Source organism: Bradyrhizobium sp. NBAIM08 (assembly GCF_020193935.1).
GTDB classification, from domain to species: domain Bacteria; phylum Pseudomonadota; class Alphaproteobacteria; order Rhizobiales; family Xanthobacteraceae; genus Bradyrhizobium; species Bradyrhizobium yuanmingense.
The window spans coordinates 356,686-373,815 of record NZ_JADYVR010000006.1 but is presented as its reverse complement, the minus strand read 5'-3'; the positions used below and the strand labels follow the sequence as shown (position 1 = coordinate 373,815).

At 65.5% G+C, this 17,130-nt stretch carries 14 protein-coding genes; 3 read left to right on the top strand and 11 right to left on the bottom strand.

What is annotated here, in order from left to right; genetic code table 11:
• Positions 1-81 precede the first annotated feature (81 nt).
• From I6F37_RS22665 to I6F37_RS22640, 6 genes are all read right to left on the bottom strand, one after another.
• Complete coding sequence (locus I6F37_RS22665) at positions 82-831, bottom strand: phosphorylase (RefSeq protein ID WP_036006088.1); 750 nt, start codon at positions 829-831, stop codon at positions 82-84.
• The gene (gene shc / locus I6F37_RS22660; RefSeq protein WP_225152742.1) at positions 828-2,780 is read right to left on the bottom strand and encodes a squalene--hopene cyclase; all 1,953 of its coding nucleotides are present in this window, start codon (positions 2,778-2,780) and stop codon (positions 828-830) included. The genes I6F37_RS22665 and shc overlap by 4 nt, the downstream gene beginning before the upstream one ends.
• 64 nt (positions 2,781-2,844) lie before the next feature.
• Positions 2,845-4,101: a hydroxysqualene dehydroxylase HpnE gene (hpnE, locus tag I6F37_RS22655; protein WP_225113510.1), complete on the bottom strand. Its 1,257-nt coding sequence runs from the start codon at positions 4,099-4,101 to the stop codon at positions 2,845-2,847.
• Complete coding sequence (gene hpnD / locus I6F37_RS22650) at positions 4,101-4,940, bottom strand: presqualene diphosphate synthase HpnD (RefSeq protein ID WP_057027142.1); 840 nt, start codon at positions 4,938-4,940, stop codon at positions 4,101-4,103. Before hpnD ends, hpnE begins: the two co-directional genes overlap by 1 nt.
• Positions 4,930-5,814, bottom strand: a complete 885-nt coding sequence (gene hpnC, locus I6F37_RS22645) for a squalene synthase HpnC (RefSeq protein ID WP_109144429.1) — start codon at positions 5,812-5,814, stop codon at positions 4,930-4,932. Before hpnC ends, hpnD begins: the two co-directional genes overlap by 11 nt.
• A 190-nt stretch (positions 5,815-6,004) precedes the next feature.
• Positions 6,005-6,238: a hypothetical protein gene (locus tag I6F37_RS22640; RefSeq protein WP_025035011.1), complete on the bottom strand. Its 234-nt coding sequence runs from the start codon at positions 6,236-6,238 to the stop codon at positions 6,005-6,007.
• Between the two features lie 458 nt (positions 6,239-6,696).
• On the opposite strand from I6F37_RS22640, the gene I6F37_RS22635 reads away from it, so the two are divergent.
• Positions 6,697-7,194 (top strand): hypothetical protein, encoded by a 498-nt coding sequence (locus tag I6F37_RS22635; RefSeq protein ID WP_036006098.1) that lies wholly within the window; start codon positions 6,697-6,699, stop codon positions 7,192-7,194.
• A gap of 91 nt (positions 7,195-7,285) precedes the next feature.
• Positions 7,286-8,119 carry a hypothetical protein gene (locus I6F37_RS22630; RefSeq protein WP_036006100.1) on the top strand — a complete coding sequence of 278 codons (834 nt, stop codon included), beginning with the start codon at positions 7,286-7,288 and terminating at the stop codon, positions 8,117-8,119.
• A 21-nt stretch (positions 8,120-8,140) separates the two neighbouring features.
• On the opposite strand, the gene I6F37_RS22625 is transcribed toward I6F37_RS22630, so the two are convergent.
• From I6F37_RS22625 to I6F37_RS22610, 4 genes are all read right to left on the bottom strand, one after another.
• Positions 8,141-10,507: an RND family transporter gene (locus tag I6F37_RS22625; RefSeq protein WP_225113511.1), complete on the bottom strand. Its 2,367-nt coding sequence runs from the start codon at positions 10,505-10,507 to the stop codon at positions 8,141-8,143.
• A 208-nt stretch (positions 10,508-10,715) separates the two neighbouring features.
• Positions 10,716-11,501 carry an ethanolamine ammonia-lyase subunit EutC gene (gene eutC, locus I6F37_RS22620; RefSeq protein ID WP_225152741.1) on the bottom strand — a complete coding sequence of 262 codons (786 nt, stop codon included), beginning with the start codon at positions 11,499-11,501 and terminating at the stop codon, positions 10,716-10,718.
• Positions 11,502-11,507: 6 nt separating this feature from the next.
• Positions 11,508-13,094: a B12-binding domain-containing radical SAM protein gene (locus tag I6F37_RS22615; protein WP_225152740.1), complete on the bottom strand. Its 1,587-nt coding sequence runs from the start codon at positions 13,092-13,094 to the stop codon at positions 11,508-11,510.
• A gap of 148 nt (positions 13,095-13,242) precedes the next feature.
• A complete protein-coding gene (locus I6F37_RS22610) occupies positions 13,243-14,625 on the bottom strand; it encodes an ethanolamine ammonia-lyase subunit EutB (RefSeq protein ID WP_225152739.1) in 1,383 nt (460 codons plus the stop codon).
• A gap of 235 nt (positions 14,626-14,860) precedes the next feature.
• Between I6F37_RS22610 and I6F37_RS22605 the strand changes: the two genes are divergently transcribed.
• Positions 14,861-16,600 carry a methyl-accepting chemotaxis protein gene (locus I6F37_RS22605; RefSeq protein ID WP_225152738.1) on the top strand — a complete coding sequence of 580 codons (1,740 nt, stop codon included), beginning with the start codon at positions 14,861-14,863 and terminating at the stop codon, positions 16,598-16,600.
• Positions 16,601-16,814: 214 nt separating this feature from the next.
• Here I6F37_RS22605 and I6F37_RS22600 read toward each other — a convergent pair whose 3' ends face one another.
• Positions 16,815-17,108 carry a hypothetical protein gene (locus I6F37_RS22600; protein WP_036006118.1) on the bottom strand — a complete coding sequence of 98 codons (294 nt, stop codon included), beginning with the start codon at positions 17,106-17,108 and terminating at the stop codon, positions 16,815-16,817.
• Between the last annotated feature and the right edge of the window lie 22 nt (positions 17,109-17,130).

The window sequence follows — 17,130 nt, the reverse complement described above, 5'->3', positions numbered from 1 at the left end:
GGGCTACGAACGTCGAAACAAAAAGGCCCGGACGCCAATGGCGACCGGGCCCTTTCTTTATTCTCAGATCGAAGCCCCCGCTCACGCCGCCTTCGACACCAAGGCCTCGCTCTCGACGAACTCCGTCCCGATCAGATAATCGCGGCAGCCGCGCAACGACCGCAGGGCGCGGTTGAAGTCGATGCCGGTCGAGACCAGGGCATGCAGCGTTGCCGGATTGCGCACGATGCCGCGCAGCACGGCTCCGAGGTCGATCTGGCCGTTCGGCTTGATCGCGGCGCGGGCCAGCGCCGGCAGCGCGCGGTGGGCGGGGTCGCTGATGACGCGGACGGCGGCGAAGGGCAGCCCGGCGTCGGCGGCGTAGGCCGCGGCGATGTGGCTTTCCATGTCGACCGCGGCGGCCCCCGTCTCGGAGTGCAGGGCCGCCTTGCAGGAGCGCTTCGTGACCACTTCCTCGGCACCGGCGAGACTACCGCGCACGACGCGGCGGCGGCCGGACGTCAGGCGATCGATCAGATCGTCGCCGAGCGACAGGCCGGCGGCCCAGCGGGTGTCGCCGGAGAGCACCTCGGTCGCCAGCACGACGTCGCCGGAGCGCAAGCTCGGGTCGAGCCCGCCGGCCACGCCGAACGAGATCACACCGCGAATCGTCTCAGGATCCACCACCGTCAGAAGCGCCCGCAACTGGGTCGGGCTGCTGGATGAACAGATGACCGCCATTCCGGGCCCAGCCGCGATGCGGGCCTCCTGAACCAATCCGGTCACGATCAGTATCGGCCGCGGGTCGATGGCCTGACCCGCGGTAACATAGTCCCCCGTCCCCAAAGTCACATTCCGACCCCTACCACCCTGCTGTTGGTGTTCCGTAAGTTCCGATACCGCGCCAACGCCCACAGCGGAAAGAACTTTGGGTAACCGTGATAACGTAGATAGAACACGCGGGGGAAGCCTGTGGCGGTGTACCGCTGCTCGTCCCACAGTCCTTTTTTGTCTTGTGTTGCAATCAGGTACTCCACCCCGCGGGCAACGGCCGGGTGATCAACCTCGCCTGCCGCCATCAGGGCAAGCAAGGCCCATGCCGTTTGCGAGGCGGTCGAGGGAGCGGCCTCCCAGCCCTTGTAGTCGAGGCGGTAGCTGACGGCGTCCTCGCCCCAGCCGCCGTCGTCGTTCTGGATCGAGGTCAGCCAGGCCGCCGCCTTGCGGATCATGGGGTCCTTGTGGTCGACCCCGGCCATGTTGAGGGCGCACAGCACCGACCAGGTTCCATAGATGAAGTTCATACCCCAGCGGCCGTACCAGGACCCCTCCGGGTGCTGGGTCTTCCGCAGATAGGCGACCCCGGCGGCCACCTGCTTGCTGGTCTTGGCGGTCTCACCGAGCTGGGCCAGCATCGAGATGCATCGCGCCGTGACGTCCTCAGTCGGCGGATCGAGCAGCGCGCCATGGTCCGAGAACGGGATGTTGTTGAGGTAATATTCGAGGTTGTTGACGTCGAAGGCGGCCCAGCCACCGTCGTCGCTCTGCATGCCCTCGATCCACTCCCGGCCGCGGGCGATCGCGTCGTCATAGCCGGCCGCACCGTGCTCCCGGCGCATGCGGTCCATCGACATCACCACGACGGCGGTGTCGTCGAGATCGGGGTAATGGGCATTGTTGTATTGGAAGGCCCAGCCGCCCGGGCGCACGTCGGGCCGCTTCACCGCCCAGTCGCCCTTCACCTCGAGCTCCTGCCTCGGGATCAGCCAGTCGAGGCCCTGCTTGGCGGCCGGCACCGCCTTGTCACCGCCGGCCTCCAGCAGCGCATGCGCGGTGAGCGTCGTGTCCCACACCGGAGAGACGCAGGGCTGGCAATAAGCTTCGTCGTCCTTGATGACGAGCAACTTGTCGATGCCCCGGCGCGTGATCGCGCGTGGCGGGAAGTTCTCGTCCTTGCCGAGGGCGTCGTACATCATGACGATGTTGGCCATGGGCGGGTAGATCGCGCCCATGCCGTCCTCGCCGTTGAGCCGTTCCTCGGTGAAGGCGAGCGCGGCGTCGATCGCGCGCTTGCGCAGACTCTTCGGAAACAGCGGCTCGATCACGCGCAGGATCGCATCGAGCAAACGAAACAACAGAAACCAGGCCATGCTCTGGTGCGGCGCCTTGGCGGTCATGCCGATCGAGCGCGGATCCTGCAGGAACAATTCGTCGATGCCGACGCCCTTCGGATTCCTCGCGCGCGGCTTCAGCGCGGCGATCACCATCAGCGGCACCATCGTGGTGCGCGCCCAGTAGGAGATCTTGTTGAGGTGGAACGGCGACCAGAACGGCAGCAATACGATCTCGATCGGCAGCACCGGCACCGCGCGCCAGGTCACGACACCGAAGGTCGCGAGAAGGAAGCGGGTGAAGACGTTGCTGTTGATCGCGCCGCCGCGGGCATGGATTGCCTCGCGCGCCCGCACCATATGCGGCGCGTCGATGGAGTCGCCGATCATCTTCAGCGCGAAGTACGCCTTCACGCTGGCGCTCATGTCGAACTCGCCGTCATGCACCAGCGGCCAGCCGCCATGGGTACCCTGGATGCGGCGCAGATAGTTGCCGATCTTGGCCTCGAGCACGGTGTCGACGGGCTCGGCGAGATAATGGCGCAGCAGAACGTATTCGGCCGGAATCGTGCAGTCGGCCTCGAGCTCGAACACCCAATGGCCGTCGGCTTGCTGGAAGCCGAGGAGGCCCTGGGTGGCCGACGCAATGCTCGATTCCAAAGCTTCGCGGCTGGTCGCGGTCACGGAATCCATGTCGCTCGATTGCTCCGATAGTCGATTGAAAGTTGACCGGGAGAATTGCCCGTCGGGCCGCCTTTCAGGATCCTTTGGCGGCCAGAACCAGATCGGCGGCGCGGTCACCCGACCGGACCGATCCCTCGATGGTTGCTGGCAATCCCGTAGCAGTCCAGTCGCCGGCGAGGAACAGGTTTTTCAGCGCAGTGACCGGCCCGGGACGCAGGGCGTTCTGGGCCGGCGTCGCCGCAAATGTGGCGCGGCGCTCGCGCACGATCTGCCAAGGAGGCAGCTCACCGGAGACACCGCCCGCCTCGCAGACCTCGTTCCAGATCGTCTGCGCCAGTTCCTCGCGCGGCATGTCGACCAGGCGGTCGCCATTGCTGATGGTCACCGAGAGCCGGTTCGGGAACGCGAACAGCCATTCCACCACGCCGCCGATCACGCCGAGGATGGGCGCCGAGCCCGGCGGCGGCTCAAAGCGGAAATGCGCGTTCACAATGGCGCGGAATTCGGTCGGCGTCTTCAGCCCCGGGAGCAGGCTAGCGGCCGCGCGCGGCGGCACCGCCATCACGACGACATCGCCCGCACCGAGCTGGATCAAATCCTCGCCGCCGAAATTCAGCGCGGTCACCTTGCCGTCCGTGCTGACGAACGAGCGCAGCTCGTGGCCGAGCTGAACGCTGTGACCACGCTCCTGCAGAAACTTCACGGCGGGTTCGATCAGAACCGCGCTGAGACCGTCGCGCGCGATCAGCGGACGACAGGCCTGCCCGCCCGCAAGCAGCGTCTCCCGCACGATCGCGCCGGCGAGCCCGGCCGAGCCCTCGGGCGGATCGACGTTGAGAGCTGCCAGCAGCAGCGGCTGCACCAGGCGCTGATAGAGGATGCCCTCGGTCGGAATCGACTTGCCGACCAGCGTCTCCTCCGACGCCCAGATCAGTGGCGCCAGCTTGAGATAATCGGAAAGGCCGGTGTCGGGCACGCGGCGGCTTTCGTCGAGCACCCAGGTCGGCCACCGGCCATCGCCGAGATCGATCTGCCAGCGCTGCCCGGTTTTGACATCGACGAACGGAAATTGCGCCCGCTCGGGGCCGACCAGGCCCGCCTCGGTGCCGATCGCGCGCGCATAGGCGCGCGCATGGCTGTTGCCCGACAGCAGCAGATGATTGCCGTTGTCGATGGTGAGATTGGTGGCGCCGTCGAAATAGGACCGGCAGCGGCCGCCGGCCTGGTGCGTCGCCTCGTGCACGGCGACCTTGAAGCCGGCATTGGCGAGCCGCACGGCGGCGGAGAGGCCGGAAATTCCAGCGCCGATGATGTGAGCTGTGTTTTGCATCAGATGAAAGCGTAACGGAGCAGGATCAGGATGCGCGTGATCTTCGACACACGGACCGGCTCGCGCGGCGCGGTGAAGCCGCGCGCGATCAGGAGGTCCAGAATGGAATGGTAGTATTTCGACATGATCCGCGGCGCGCGCACGGCGCGGCGCCTGTTGCGGTTCATGATCTCGTCCGACTTCTCGAAGTGCACCTTGGCGCGCTGCGCCAGCGGCATGCAGACCTTCGGCAGCGCGCGCTCGGCGATCACGCGGTTCGGATCATCAGAGGTGATGCCGGCATGCAGCAGCGCCTCGCGCGGCAGATAGAGCCGGCCAAGGCCGGCGTCCTCGTCGATGTCGCGCAGGATGTTGGTGAGCTGCAGCGCGCGGCCGAGGTGGTGCGCGAGCAGGATGCCGTCTTCCTCGGGCATGCCGAACACGCGCACCGACAGCCGCCCCACGGCGCTGGCGACGCGGTCGCAATACAGATCCAGCGTCGCCATGTCGGGCGCACGGATGTCCTGCGGCACGTCCATCTCCATGCCGTCGACGATGGCGAGGAAATCCTCGCGCTTGAGCCCGAAGGTCTTCACCGAGGCGACGTAGTCCTTCAGCCGCGGCGGCGGATGGCCCTGATAGAGCGCGTCAATATCGTTGCGCCATTCCTGAAGTGCGGCGAGCCGCTCGTCGCGCGGGCCGTCGGAATCGGCGATGTCGTCGACCTGGCGGCAGAAGCTGTAGATCTGAAACATCGCTTCGCGCTGATCACGCGGCAGGATGCGCATCGCGGCATAGAACGAGCTGCCGGATGCGGTCGAGCCGTAATTGGCGCCGGGCGTGGTCGCCTCAAGCGTCATGGGCAGTCCCCGGTCTGGAAATGGCCTTGCGACGGATCGCACGGCGGCCAACTTCGCCGATGATCCCGGCGAGGCTGAAGGCGAGCAGCTCGAATTTGTTCAGATGCACGCGCTCCCGCAAGGGATCGCGTACCTTGAGCAAGCGCACGATGCGGTCGGCATAGGCCTGGATGACGGAGACGTCGACGCCGAGACGGAAATCCCGGATCTCGGCTGCGAGCGACCTGCCCTCTCCGAGCAGCACCTCGTTGCGTGCGGCGAGCGACTGCAGGCAGGCCAGCATCGCCGGCGGCGACTGCGCGAGACCGAGTTGCTCGACGGAGGCGCCGTGCGCTGCCAGCGCATCGCGCGGCAGATAGACGCGGTTGAGCTCGCGATAATCCTTGCCGCAATCCTGCAAGTGATTGTTGATCTGAAGGCCCGCGCAGAGCGCGTCCGAGGCGGCCCATGTCGAGGTGCTCTCGCCGTGAACGTCGAGCATGAAGCGGCCGACCGGCATCGCCGAGTAGCGGCAATAATGGATGACCTCGTCCCAGGTCTCATAGCGCAGCTTGGTCACGTCCATGCGGAAGGCGATCAGCACGTCGAGCGCATGACGTGGCGCCATGCCGCGCTCGGCCAGCGCGCGGCGCAAGCTGACGGCCTCAGGCTGGGTGTCACCCTTGCCGAGCAGTTCCGCCTCGAGCAGATCGAGATAAGCGAGCTTCTGGTCGGGGGGGAGCGTGGCGTGATCGGCGATGTCGTCCGCGGTGCGGACGAAATTGTAATAGGCCAGGATCAGGGCGCGATGACGCGGATGAATGATCCAGGACGCGACGGGAAAATTCTCGTCGCGGTCACCCTTGCCGGATCGCAATTCGCTCGCAGAGGTCATCGAGGGCTGGTTTACAATCGTTTGGACAGGAAGGGCTTTTTCGCTCGGGCGGGCTCACGCCGGCGACGCCGCCGCGGCCCCCATATAGGGGAATACGGCCGCAAAACCAATCCTGTCCGTCGATGGCTGCCCCTTCGAATTGGGCCCGGAAAAGCGGCCGAGGGCCGCCTTTCTAGGCCAATGGCCGAGTTTATTGATTGTGGTTCTTCAGCACCTGGTCGCAGGCCTGCGAGATCTTGGCCCGGTTCTCCTTGAGGCAGGCCAGGATGGTGAAATCGCCCTGGTCGATGACCGGGCGGCAGAACTTCTGCACATCGCGGGTGCAGGCCTTCTGCTCGGCGTCCGTGCCACGCCCTTGTTGGGCGAACGCTGCCGTCGAAAGGGAGGCCGACAGCAGGGTGAGAGCGACGAGAAGATTGCGCATTGTATTCCTTCATTCTGACGGCAGAATCGCACCGATCCCGGACTGCGCAGGGCGGATGGCCGGAACGGATTGGTTCTGATGGCAAGTCGCCGCTTGTAGCGGCCTCAGGGAAGGCACAAGCACTGGCAAATGCGGCCAAATTGGCGCCGCCCCCGCCGAATCAGGTCTTCCCCGCGCCTTCATTGACAGATGTAAGGGATTGATACTACATCATAATTCGGGAGCATTGCGTTTTAATGCAGACCTGTTGCCGCGCTGCATCTCTTCGCCCGTCCTCGGCTGCCGGAAACATGACGAAGCGCGGCAAATCGCGGCCCCTGGAAGCACGGCGCGGCCGCGTGAACCGCCGTCTCTGGCCGCCGGGCTTTGAACCTGCGACTTGCTCGGAGCACTAAACTTTCGATGTGGCGAGACGTTCTCGATCGAAGCGAACGTCGTTCCAAAGCGGGATATTCGAGATGACATTCTTTTGGCGATCTGGACTGGCAATCAGGGCGGCCGGCATCGGGGTGGCGCTGCTCTTCTCGGCATCGGCAAGCCACGCACAGTCGTCCGGACCGTTTGCCGGCTTCGACGGCGCGTGGACCGGAACCGGCACGGTGTCGCTGTCCGACGGCTCCACCGAGCGCATTCGCTGCAAAGCGGACTATAAGGTCGCCGGCAGCGGCCTCAACTTGAAGCAGGCGCTGAGCTGCGCCTCCGACAGCTACAAGTTCAACCTCACCAGCGACGTGACGAGCCAGGGCGACCGCATCTCCGGCAACTGGAGCGAGTCCAGCCGCAACATCTTCGGCAATCTCCAGGGCACCGCCGGCGGCGGCCAGATCGAGGTCTTCGTCGAGGCCAACGGCTTTGCCGCCAACCTGTCGCTGCGCACCAACGGCACCAAGCAGACGGTGCAGATCTCGTCCAAGGGCGAGATCCGTGGCGTCAACATCACGATGACGAAGGGCTGAAGGCCTTTCGCACGCAATGAGGAACATGCCCCCGGTTCTCGCGAGCCGGGGGCTTTTTGCTGACACGAACTGACCGGCTGGATTTGCTGAGATGGACCCGATCCGCAGACATCTGCTGAAGGCCGCCGGGCTCTTCGTGGCCAGCCGCGCCTTCGCCAGCGATCAGCAGGGAGCGAACATGCAGCCTTCGTCCGTGAAGCCGCGTCACGTACTCTGCTTCCTCGGCAAGAATGAAAGCCTGCTGCATCCGCCCAAGGCGGTGGCGAAGACGATCGCCGATTTCGGCTTCGAGATCGACCGCACCTATTCGCAAGCCAAACCCGATCCGCACATGGAGCGCTCTTTCGGTGTGTGCTGGGACCGCGTCTTTCCGAAAGCGTGGTCCGAGGCGGACGAAATGGCCGTACTCAATCACAAAGCGGTCCTCTACGTGCTGAGCCCGCCGATGGAGCAGCACAAGACGGTCGCCTATTCAGCTGCCGCCTTGCGAATTGTCGAGGAGATGATCGAGGCCGGCGCCACGGCCGTGAAAGGAGAAAGCGCGGGCGTTGCCCACGGACTCACGCGATGGCGGCAACTGGCCCGCGAGTGCAAGGCCGCCGCAAACACGAACCAGGGCCTTACCGTCACGCCAGCGATGGGCCGATCCTGTCGCCTCGCCTTCGCCAAGCGTCCGCTTGCCGGCGACACCTACAACGAAAGCGTCGGCTTCCACCTCGTCGGACTGCCGGAAATCTATGTCGCGCGATCGCGCGGCAGCGACCGTAACGCAGCGAATCTGATGGACGAAATCGCGGACGCAATGGCCGAGCGCGGCATCGAGGCAACGCTGCGCGACCGCAAGCTCGCGCTGTCGCGGGAGCAGGACTACGCCGAGGGCGACTTCAAGTTCAATCCTTACGGAATCGTTCGTATCGGCGCGTGAGGGCGGTCCGGCGCCGGCCCCTCAGATCGCCTGCTTGTCCGCGCCATGCAGCTTGGCGTGCAGATTGATTAGCCACATCGCCGTCGGCCGGAGGATGAAGAGATCAGCGACCAATGCCATCACCATCGAGAAGGCGCTGAGCCAGCCGAACAGACGCAGCGATGGCAGGTCGGAGAACACGGTGACGACAAGGCCGCAGGCGAGCACCACCGTGGTCAGGATCAGCGCAGGTCCCACCAGCACGGTGGCCCGCTCCACCGCGAGCGCCGAGCCGACACCCGGCTTGTTCTCCAGCCGCAGGCGGTTGAGGAAGTGGATGGTGGCGGAGAGGCCAAGTCCGAACGAGACGGTCAGCGCGACGACGCTGGCGAATTGCAGTCCCTCGCCCATGGCCCACAGCACCGTGCCCGACATCACCACCGGGAAGATGCCCGGCAGGATGCAGGCGAGTGTCACCACCCAGGAGCGGAAGGCGAGGCCGATGAAGATCGCGACCAGCGCGAATTCGATCGTGAGGCCGTGGTTCAGCTTCTCGATCATGTTGGCCGAGTTACGCGCGGCGATGGCGGCGAGACCCGTCACGGCGATCTCATAGCCCGGATGCTTCTTGCGAACGGCGTCGAGCTCCGAATCGAGCTTGTCGACGATCGGCAGGAGCTGGCTGGAATCCTTGTCCGGCACGCGGCCGGCTACCACGACAGCGTCCTGCTCGGCGTCGATGAAGCGGCGCACCAGGTGCTCGGGGATGACGCTGACATATTCCTTCAGCGTCGCGACGTCGGCACTGCCGGCCTTCTCCGCCAGCCAGCGGCGCAGCGTCTCCAGCGACCACACGTTACCGACCCCTGCGGACTTCTCGACTGTCGCGTGCACCTCGGCGATCGTCTGGAGCGTCTGCGGCGAATAAAGCGATTCACCCTTCGGGAACACGATCAGCACGTTGACGGGATTGGCGCCGGTCAGCTTGGCGTCTAACCGGTCGCTGGCGGCAACCGCCTGGCGCTTGTCCGGCACCTGGTCGGCGAGCCGGTAGCGCGGCTCCAGATTGGCATAGATGACGCCGAGGCCGCCGACGAACAGCACCGCCAGCAGGCTGAACAGGCCGGGCCGGCCGACCATGCGCACCGCAATCCAGTAGCAGAAATTGCGCAGCGCCTGTACGCCGGCATCAGCGCCCTGGAACTTGACTGCAAAGATCTTCTCGTTGCGCACGAACAGCACGCCGAAGACAGGCACCAGCGACAGCACCGCGACCAGCGCGATGATGGTGGCGGCAAGGCCCGCCTCGCCGAACTTGCGGATCAGGTCGGAATCGGAGAATTGCAGCGCGATGAAGGAGATGCCGGCGGTGCCATGCGTCAGCACGCAGGCCGGGCCCACCACCAGCACCGCGTTCTTGAACGCGGTGAACTTGTCCTGGCCCGCGATCAGCCTGTCGCGCGCGGCGAAGGTCAGCTGCATCGAGTCGGAGAAGCTGATCACCATGATGAGCGGCGTCATCACGTTCAGGAACATGTTGAGGTTGAAATTGGCCCAGCCGAGCGCGCCTAGCGCCAGCAGGATAGCGATCATCGGCGGGAATGCCGCCGCGATCATGAACGAGATCTTGCGGAAGAAGATGATGGCGATGATGCAGCCGGCGAGGATGCCGAGGATGTTGTAGGTCAGCCCGTCGCGCTCAACCGCGTTGCGGATCTCGAGCTGCATCACCGGGACGCCGGAGAGCTGCACGTTGAGGCCGGTGTCCCCGAGCGTCTCCTTCATCAGCGCACGGATGTCGGCGACGGTCTTGGTCAACTTGTTGGAAGCGACCACCTCCGGATCGAGCGACAGCACGACCAGCGCCAATGTGCCGTCCTCCGACAGCAGCTTGCCGCGGATGATCTCGTTGTTCTTGACGGTCTCGATGAACTTGTCATAGGCCGCGCCCTCCGGTAGCTCGGGCGGGAACAGGGCCGCCGGCAGCTTGCCGGGGGCCGGCGCCTGGCGCGCCGAGAACAGCGAGACCAGCCCGCGCGTGCCTTCGACCAGCTGCAGGTCGGTGACGAAGTCGCGCAGCTTCTCGAGGTTGCTGCGTTCCAGGAGGGTCTTGCCCTCGACCACGACGAGGACGTCGAACTCCTCCGCCGGGAATTTCTTGGTGACCTCTTCGTACTGGCGAAACTCGCGGGTGTCGGAGCGGAACAGCTGCGACAGCGAATCGTCGATCTTGATCCGGTAGATGCCGAACACCGCGCCGACGATCAGCGCGAGCAGGACGATGCAGGAGACGATCGGGGCCCGAACGGCGATCAGCCCGAGACGCTCCAGCCCGAAGGCGATGGAGGACGTAGATCCCTGCTCGACCTTGTCGACATGAACCTCACTCTCGCTGTGCTTTTCGAGCATGCCTTATCCAGTTCCTAAATCGGCTCGGCCTGTGAGCTTATCGCGCGCCGCGAACGGCTTGAAAACGCCATACCAATGGGAGGCTTGCCCTTTGAAAATGCGCGGAAAATCGCCGGCAGGGGTTTAGCAGGTCGACAGGTCTTTTCGCAAGCAGGCCCGGCGCGGCCGAATCGATCAGAAAAGTGGCGATCCGAGCCTGGAATGACCGTCATCCCGGCGAGGATGTGCCAATCTGGCGCGGCGCGCGGTCCGCACTCTCGTCCTTCAGCGCCACGCCGGTGATCTCCCGGGCCAGCCCCTCGCGGACCAGCCAGGCGATCTTGAACGCCGCCTCCTCGTGGCTCAACCCGGCGTGGTGGATGTTGGAGACGCAATTGCGCTCGGCATCGGTGCGGCCGGGCCTCGGCGCAAAGGTCAAATAGGCGCCGAGGCTGTCGGGCGCGGACAGGCCGGGCCGCTCGCCGATCAGCATCGCGACCATGCGCGCACCGAGAATGGCGCCGATCTCGTCGCCGAGCGCGACGCGCGCGCCCGAGGCGACGACGACATGGCGAACCGCGACAGCATCCCCCTGTGCAAGCGAATGCAACAGGCGCCTTGCCACGATCGCCGCATGGCTATGGACCGCCGCCGCGGACAGGCCGTCTCCGATCACGACCGCGAGCTGGCACGGCGCCGAGATGCTTCGTGCCAGACGCTGAGCCGAGCCGGGGTCGAGCTGTCGTCCCAGATCCGGCCGCCGCAGATAGTCGCCGCGATCGACCGCCCGGCTCCTGACCTCGGTCACCGCAACACCGAGTGCGTCGAGATCGGCGATGAGACGCGGCGTGTCGAAGGCCGCATGCACAGCATCGCGCGCGCGGGCATGGTCCAGCGTGAAATCGAGCAACGCTCTCGTCGGCAGGCTCGCGCCGCTGCGCCCCAGCGCGACGCGCGCAGGCGTAAACGAGCGCAAATCGAGGGTCGGACGGCGCGGCAGGGCCGGGTCAGACATGTGGCATCATTCGGCGGGCACGGAGGCCTCGCGCAGCCGGATCGAATAGTTCGAGGCGTTCTGCTTGCCGCTGGAGGCCGCGCGCGCAAAGGTGATGAGATGGTGCGCGACCAGCGTGCAGCCGATCAGGCCTTCGATGTCGCCGCGCTTGATGCGGCCCAGCGCGAACTTCCAGAACACGCGCCTATAGTCGCCGAGCACGCCGACCTTCCAGAAGATGTTGCGCAGTATGACGAGGCCGCGCCGGATGCTGCGCCAGGTCTTCATCTCGTCCGGCACCGGTACCTTGAGCCGGTTCACATAGACGTGGTCGCATTGGTGCTGATAGCGCGCGTAGACCTTGTCGGGCGCGTAAGCGACTGCCATGGCGTGCTTCCAGGACGCGACGACCTCGTCATAGGGCAGCAGGAAGTCGACGTTGGAATCGCGGCCATCGTCCTCGACCAGCCGCCCCTCGCGCTCAAGCCGGTCCCATAGCGGCGTCTTCGGCAGCGCCTGCAGCAGATTGATGGTGAGCAGCGGAATCCGGGACTCCTCGACGAAGGCGAGCAGCGCCTCCGAGGTGTTCGGCTTGTCGGTGTCGAGCCCCATGATGATGCCCGAGACCACCTCCATGCCATAGGAGTTAATGGTGCGCACGCCCTCCAGGATCGGGACCATCATGTTGTGGTCCTTCTGCATCGCCTTCAACGCGTCGGGATCCGGCGTCTCGATGCCGCAGAAGATGGTGATGAAATAGGCCTCGCGCATCTTCTCGAGGATCTCGGGGCGCTTGGCGATGTTGAGCGTCGCCTCGCAAGCGAGCCGCACCACGTAGCCGGTCCGCTTCTGCCACTCGATCAGGTGCGGCAGCAGGTCCATGGCCGCCTTGCGGTTGCCGATGAAATTGTCGTCGACGAAATAGACCGTGTCGGTCATGCCGCATTCGCGCAGGCGGTCGAGCTCGGCGATGATCTGCTGCGGCGTCTTGATGCGCGGATTGCGGCCGTAAAGGCCGGGGATGTCGCAGAACTCGCACTGGTAGGGACAGCCGCTGGAATATTGGATGCTGCCGAGGAAGTACTTCTTCACGTCGGCGAGCTCGTAGGCCGGGATCGGAAACTCCGTCATCGGCACGCGGTCCTTGGTCGTGAGCACGACCTGCTGTTCGGGCCGCGAGGTGCCGCGCGACAGGATCTCGATCAGCTGGTTGGTGGCATCGCCGAGCTCGCCGACATGCAGATAATCGAAGGACGGGTAATAGTCGGGACAGGCGCTGACAGAAGGCCCGCCGAGCGCGACCGGCAGATCGAACTCATGGGCGCGGCGGCAGATGTCGTTCATCTGCTGGCGCTGGATGTGCATGCCGCTGACGAAGACGGCTTCCGCCCATTCGAACTCCTCCCTCGTCGTGCGGCGCAGGTTCTCGTCGACGAATTTGACCTGCCATTCCTTCGGAAGATAGGCGGAGATCAGCAGCAGCCCTTGCGGCGGCATGAAGGCGCGGACGCCATCGGTCAGGGGATAGGAATGCTCGAACGTGCCGAAGGACGAGGTGTAGCGCGGAAACACGCAGAGAATCCGCCGGGACGTTCCGTTACTTTCAGCTCGCATCAAAGCTCCCCCGCCACACTCAACCGATGGTGCGGAAATTGCCAGCCCGACACATAGCGTAATGCTGTCGCCGGAATTTCTCAATATTGTGGCGTAAGCATAATTCCGAGAGGCGCCGATGGTTTCCCAACCGAGTTGACCTTCCGCCTCATGCGATCAGCCGCGCGGCAAAATCGGGCAGCAGGCCTGCATCGCCGGCAATCCGGAAATCGGCACCTGCAATGCCCGAGCGCGCCAGCCAGTCGTCGAATTCCGGCGCGCGGCGCAGCGCGAAGACGTCCCTGACATAGAGCGCGTCGTGAAAAGACGTCGACTGGTAGTTCAGCATGACGTCGTCGGCACCGGGAACACCCATGATGAAGGTGACGCCGGCGGCGGCGAGCAGCGTCAGGAGATTGTCCATGTCGTCCTGATCTGCCTCGGCGTGGTTGGTGTAGCAGATGTCGACCCCGAGCGGCAGGCCGAGCAGCTTGCCACAGAAATGATCCTCCAGCCCGGCGCGGATGATTTCCTTGCCGTCGTAGAGATATTCCGGGCCGATGAAGCCGACCACGCTGTTGACCAGCAGCGGAGCGAAGGCGCGGGCGACCGCATAGGCGCGCGCCTCGCAGGTCTGCTGGTCGACGCCGTGATGGGCGCCCGCTGACAGCGCCGAGCCCTGGCCGGTCTCGAAATACATCAGGTTCCGCCCGACCGTGCCGCGCGACTGCGACAGCCCGGCCTCTTGCGCCTCCTTCAACAGTGCGAGGTCGATGCCGAAGCTGCGGTTGGCGGCCTCGGTGCCCGCGACCGACTGGAAGACGAGGTCGACCGGCACGCCCTGCCCGATCAGCGACAGCGTCGTCGTGACATGGGTCAGGACGCAGCCTTGCGTCGGGATCTGCAGCCGCGCGATGATCTCGTCGAGCAGCCGCAGCAATTGCGCGATGACGGCGGGGTCATCGCTGGCGGGATTGATGCCGATGCAGGCATCGCCCGCCCCCAGCAGGATGCCGTCGAGGATCGAGGCGGTGATGCCCCTTGCATCGTCGAAGGGATGGTTCGGCTGCAGGCGTGTGCTCATCCGCCCCCTCAGGCCGATAGTGTTGCGAAAGGCGGTGGTGACCTCGCATTTCCGCGCCGCCAGGATCAGATCCTGGTTGCGCATCAGCTTCGACACCGCGGCCGCCATCTCCGGCGTGATGCCGGGCGCCAGCTTGGGCAGGATCTCGGGCGTTGCGGCGTCCGACAGCAGCCAGTCGCGGAAGGCGCCGACCGTCAGCGATGCCACCGGCGCGAACGCCTTGGCGTCATGGCTGTCGATGACGAGGCGGGTGACCTCGTCGGCCTCGTAGGGAACGACGGCTTCCTGCAGGAACTGGCCGAGCGGCACATCGGCGAGCGCCATCCGCGCGGCGATCATCTGCTCGGAGCTGGCAGCGGCAATGCCGGCCAGCCGGTCGCCGGAGCGCGGGGGTGTCGCCTTGGCGAGCAGGTCGCGCAGGTCAGGGAAGCTGTAGGTCGTGGCGTCGATGCTGTGGCGGTAGACCAAGGGTCTCTCCGGGGTTGCTCGGCCAACGGCCGACTCCAAGACTATCCCAAAAGACTATCCTGAAACTAAACCTTCGGATCAAGACGCTGAAATGACTTGCCTTTCCTTCGACCAAGGACGGAGGCGGCCAGGCCGCGCGTTAACGAGGCGTCCATCTTCGTTCTGCATAGTTTTGCAACAATTTGCCTGACCCCGTTCACCGGCCGGTCAGGCCAATCCGGGCTCCTTGAACATCATGACATCCGACCGATCTGGGAATGCCGCCAAGCCGGCAGGCCGCTTCACGCTTGCCAGCAAGCTCTATGCGATCTTCGCGCTGTTCGCGCTGCTCACGGCAGCGATCGCGATCTTGTCCGACTACAACAGCCGCCGCAGCGCGGACCTCGCAGTCGCGATTGAGACGGCCAATGCCGCCGCGCTGAACGTCGAGCGGGTCAACTCCCTCGTCTATGCGGTGGTGATGGAATCGCGCGGCATCTACATGTCGACCGAGCCGGCCGTGGTGAGGAAATACGGCGACGGTCTGCTCAAGTTCAACGCCCAGATCCTCGACGTCGTGAAGCGCTGGGAGACCATCGTCAAGGCCGACGATGCCGAGCAGTTCGCGACCTTCAAGAAGCGCATTGAGCAGTTCGTCGAGTTCCGCAAGGAGCTGGTGCGGCGCGGCGTCGAGATCAACGCGGCAGCGGGCCGCGAATGGGGCGACAACGACGCCAACCGCAGCGTCCGCTCGGCGCTGAACAAGGACCTCGAGGCGCTGTCCAAGGTCTATGCCGAGCGCGGCAGGCAGATCGCGCAGCAGACCGAGACCGCCCGCACATTGTCGTTCATCCTCACCTGCCTCGGCGGCGTGGCGCTGGCCCTCGTCGTCGCTGGCATCGTCATCATTGCCCGCTCGATCGCCCGGCCGCTCGCCGCGATCACCGCCACCATCAAGCAGGTCGCCGACGGCGCCGACGACGTCGTGGTGCCGCACTCCGACCGCGCCGACGAGATAGGCGCGCTGGCCCGCGCCATCCAGGTGTTCCAGGACTCGATGGGGCGCAACCGCAACCTCGCCTCGCAAGTGTCGCAAGACGCCGCCGCGCGCGAGGAGCGCGCCCGTCACGTCGAGCGGTCCGTCGAGCAATTTCGCGAGGCGATCGGCGCGATCATGCGCGGCCTCAGCGACAACGCCTCCGTCATGCGCGAGACCGCGCAGACCATCACGCGTGTCACTGCGGATGCGAGCAGCCGCGCCGGCACCGCGGCGAACGCCACCGAGCAGGCCTCGCACAACGTCACCGCGGTGGCGGGCGCGGCCGAGGAGCTTTCGGCCTCGGTGGTGGAGATCGGCCGCCAGGTGCGGCAGAGCGCCGGCGCGGTCGAGCAGACCGGCCAGCGCACCGAGAAGTCGATCTCCGAGATCGAGAGCCTCGCTGCAGCCACGCAACGCATCGACGGCGTGCTCAACCTGATCCAGGCGATCGCCGAGCAGACCAACCTGCTCGCGCTGAACGCCACCATCGAGGCGGCGCGCGCCGGCGATGCCGGCCGCGGCTTTGCCGTCGTCGCCCACGAGGTGAAGGCGCTCGCGGGCCAGACCGCCAAGGCCACGGCCGAGATCAGCGAGAACGTCGCGATGATCCAGGCCTCGACGCGGAACGCCGTCGACGCCGTGCGCGAGATCGGCGGGGCGGTGCGCGAGATCAACGAGGTCACGTCCGCGATTGCCGGCGCCGTCAGTCAGCAGGACCAGGCCACGCGCGAGATCTCCTCCAACGCGCAAAGCGCTGCCCAAGGCAACGAGACGCTGGTGGCGAACATCACCTCGCTGCGCGATGCCATCGGCGAGACCGATACTGCGGCGGCTTCGGTGTTCACCGCCGCCAGCAGCCTGACCGAGACGGCGCAGACGCTGTCGCGGGAGGTGGAGACGTTCTTCCAGAATCTGCGCGCGGGGTCGGCGGACAGTCGCATCGCCAAGGCGGGGTAGCGGCCCGCCTGGCGCCGCGAAAACGGTCGCTCCAGCAAAAACGGAAAAACAACCCCATGCACAGTAGACGGGGGTCAGCTTTTTCAATGGCTTGGCGGCCCGGCGCGAAGCCCTGCTGTTTTTACGGACCGATTTTGACTCGTCGGGCAAAACAGGGGCATGATGTCAGCATGCCGAGCGTGGCGCCTGTGCCGCGGCTGGCAACCGAACGGGGTTACCGCTCCGAACCCGATCGAGCGACCAAGATCCGGACGCGGCCGCCGGCATCCTCGAGCTCGCGGTAACGACTTAGTTCGGCCTGGAGCTCCGGATCGGACCTTGCCCAGGCCAGCCAGTCGAACGGGACCGCGCTGAGCAGCCGGGTATCCACGAGGATCACATCCGGACGACCGGCGCGCAGGTCCGCGAGCAAGTGCCGCCGCTCGGCATCGATGATGCTGTCCAGTCTTGCGCGCTCGCCTTCGGCATCGGACGTTTTCTCGCGCGAAAGCGATCTGTGCTCTTTCACCCGGGTGAACCCGCCATGGCGT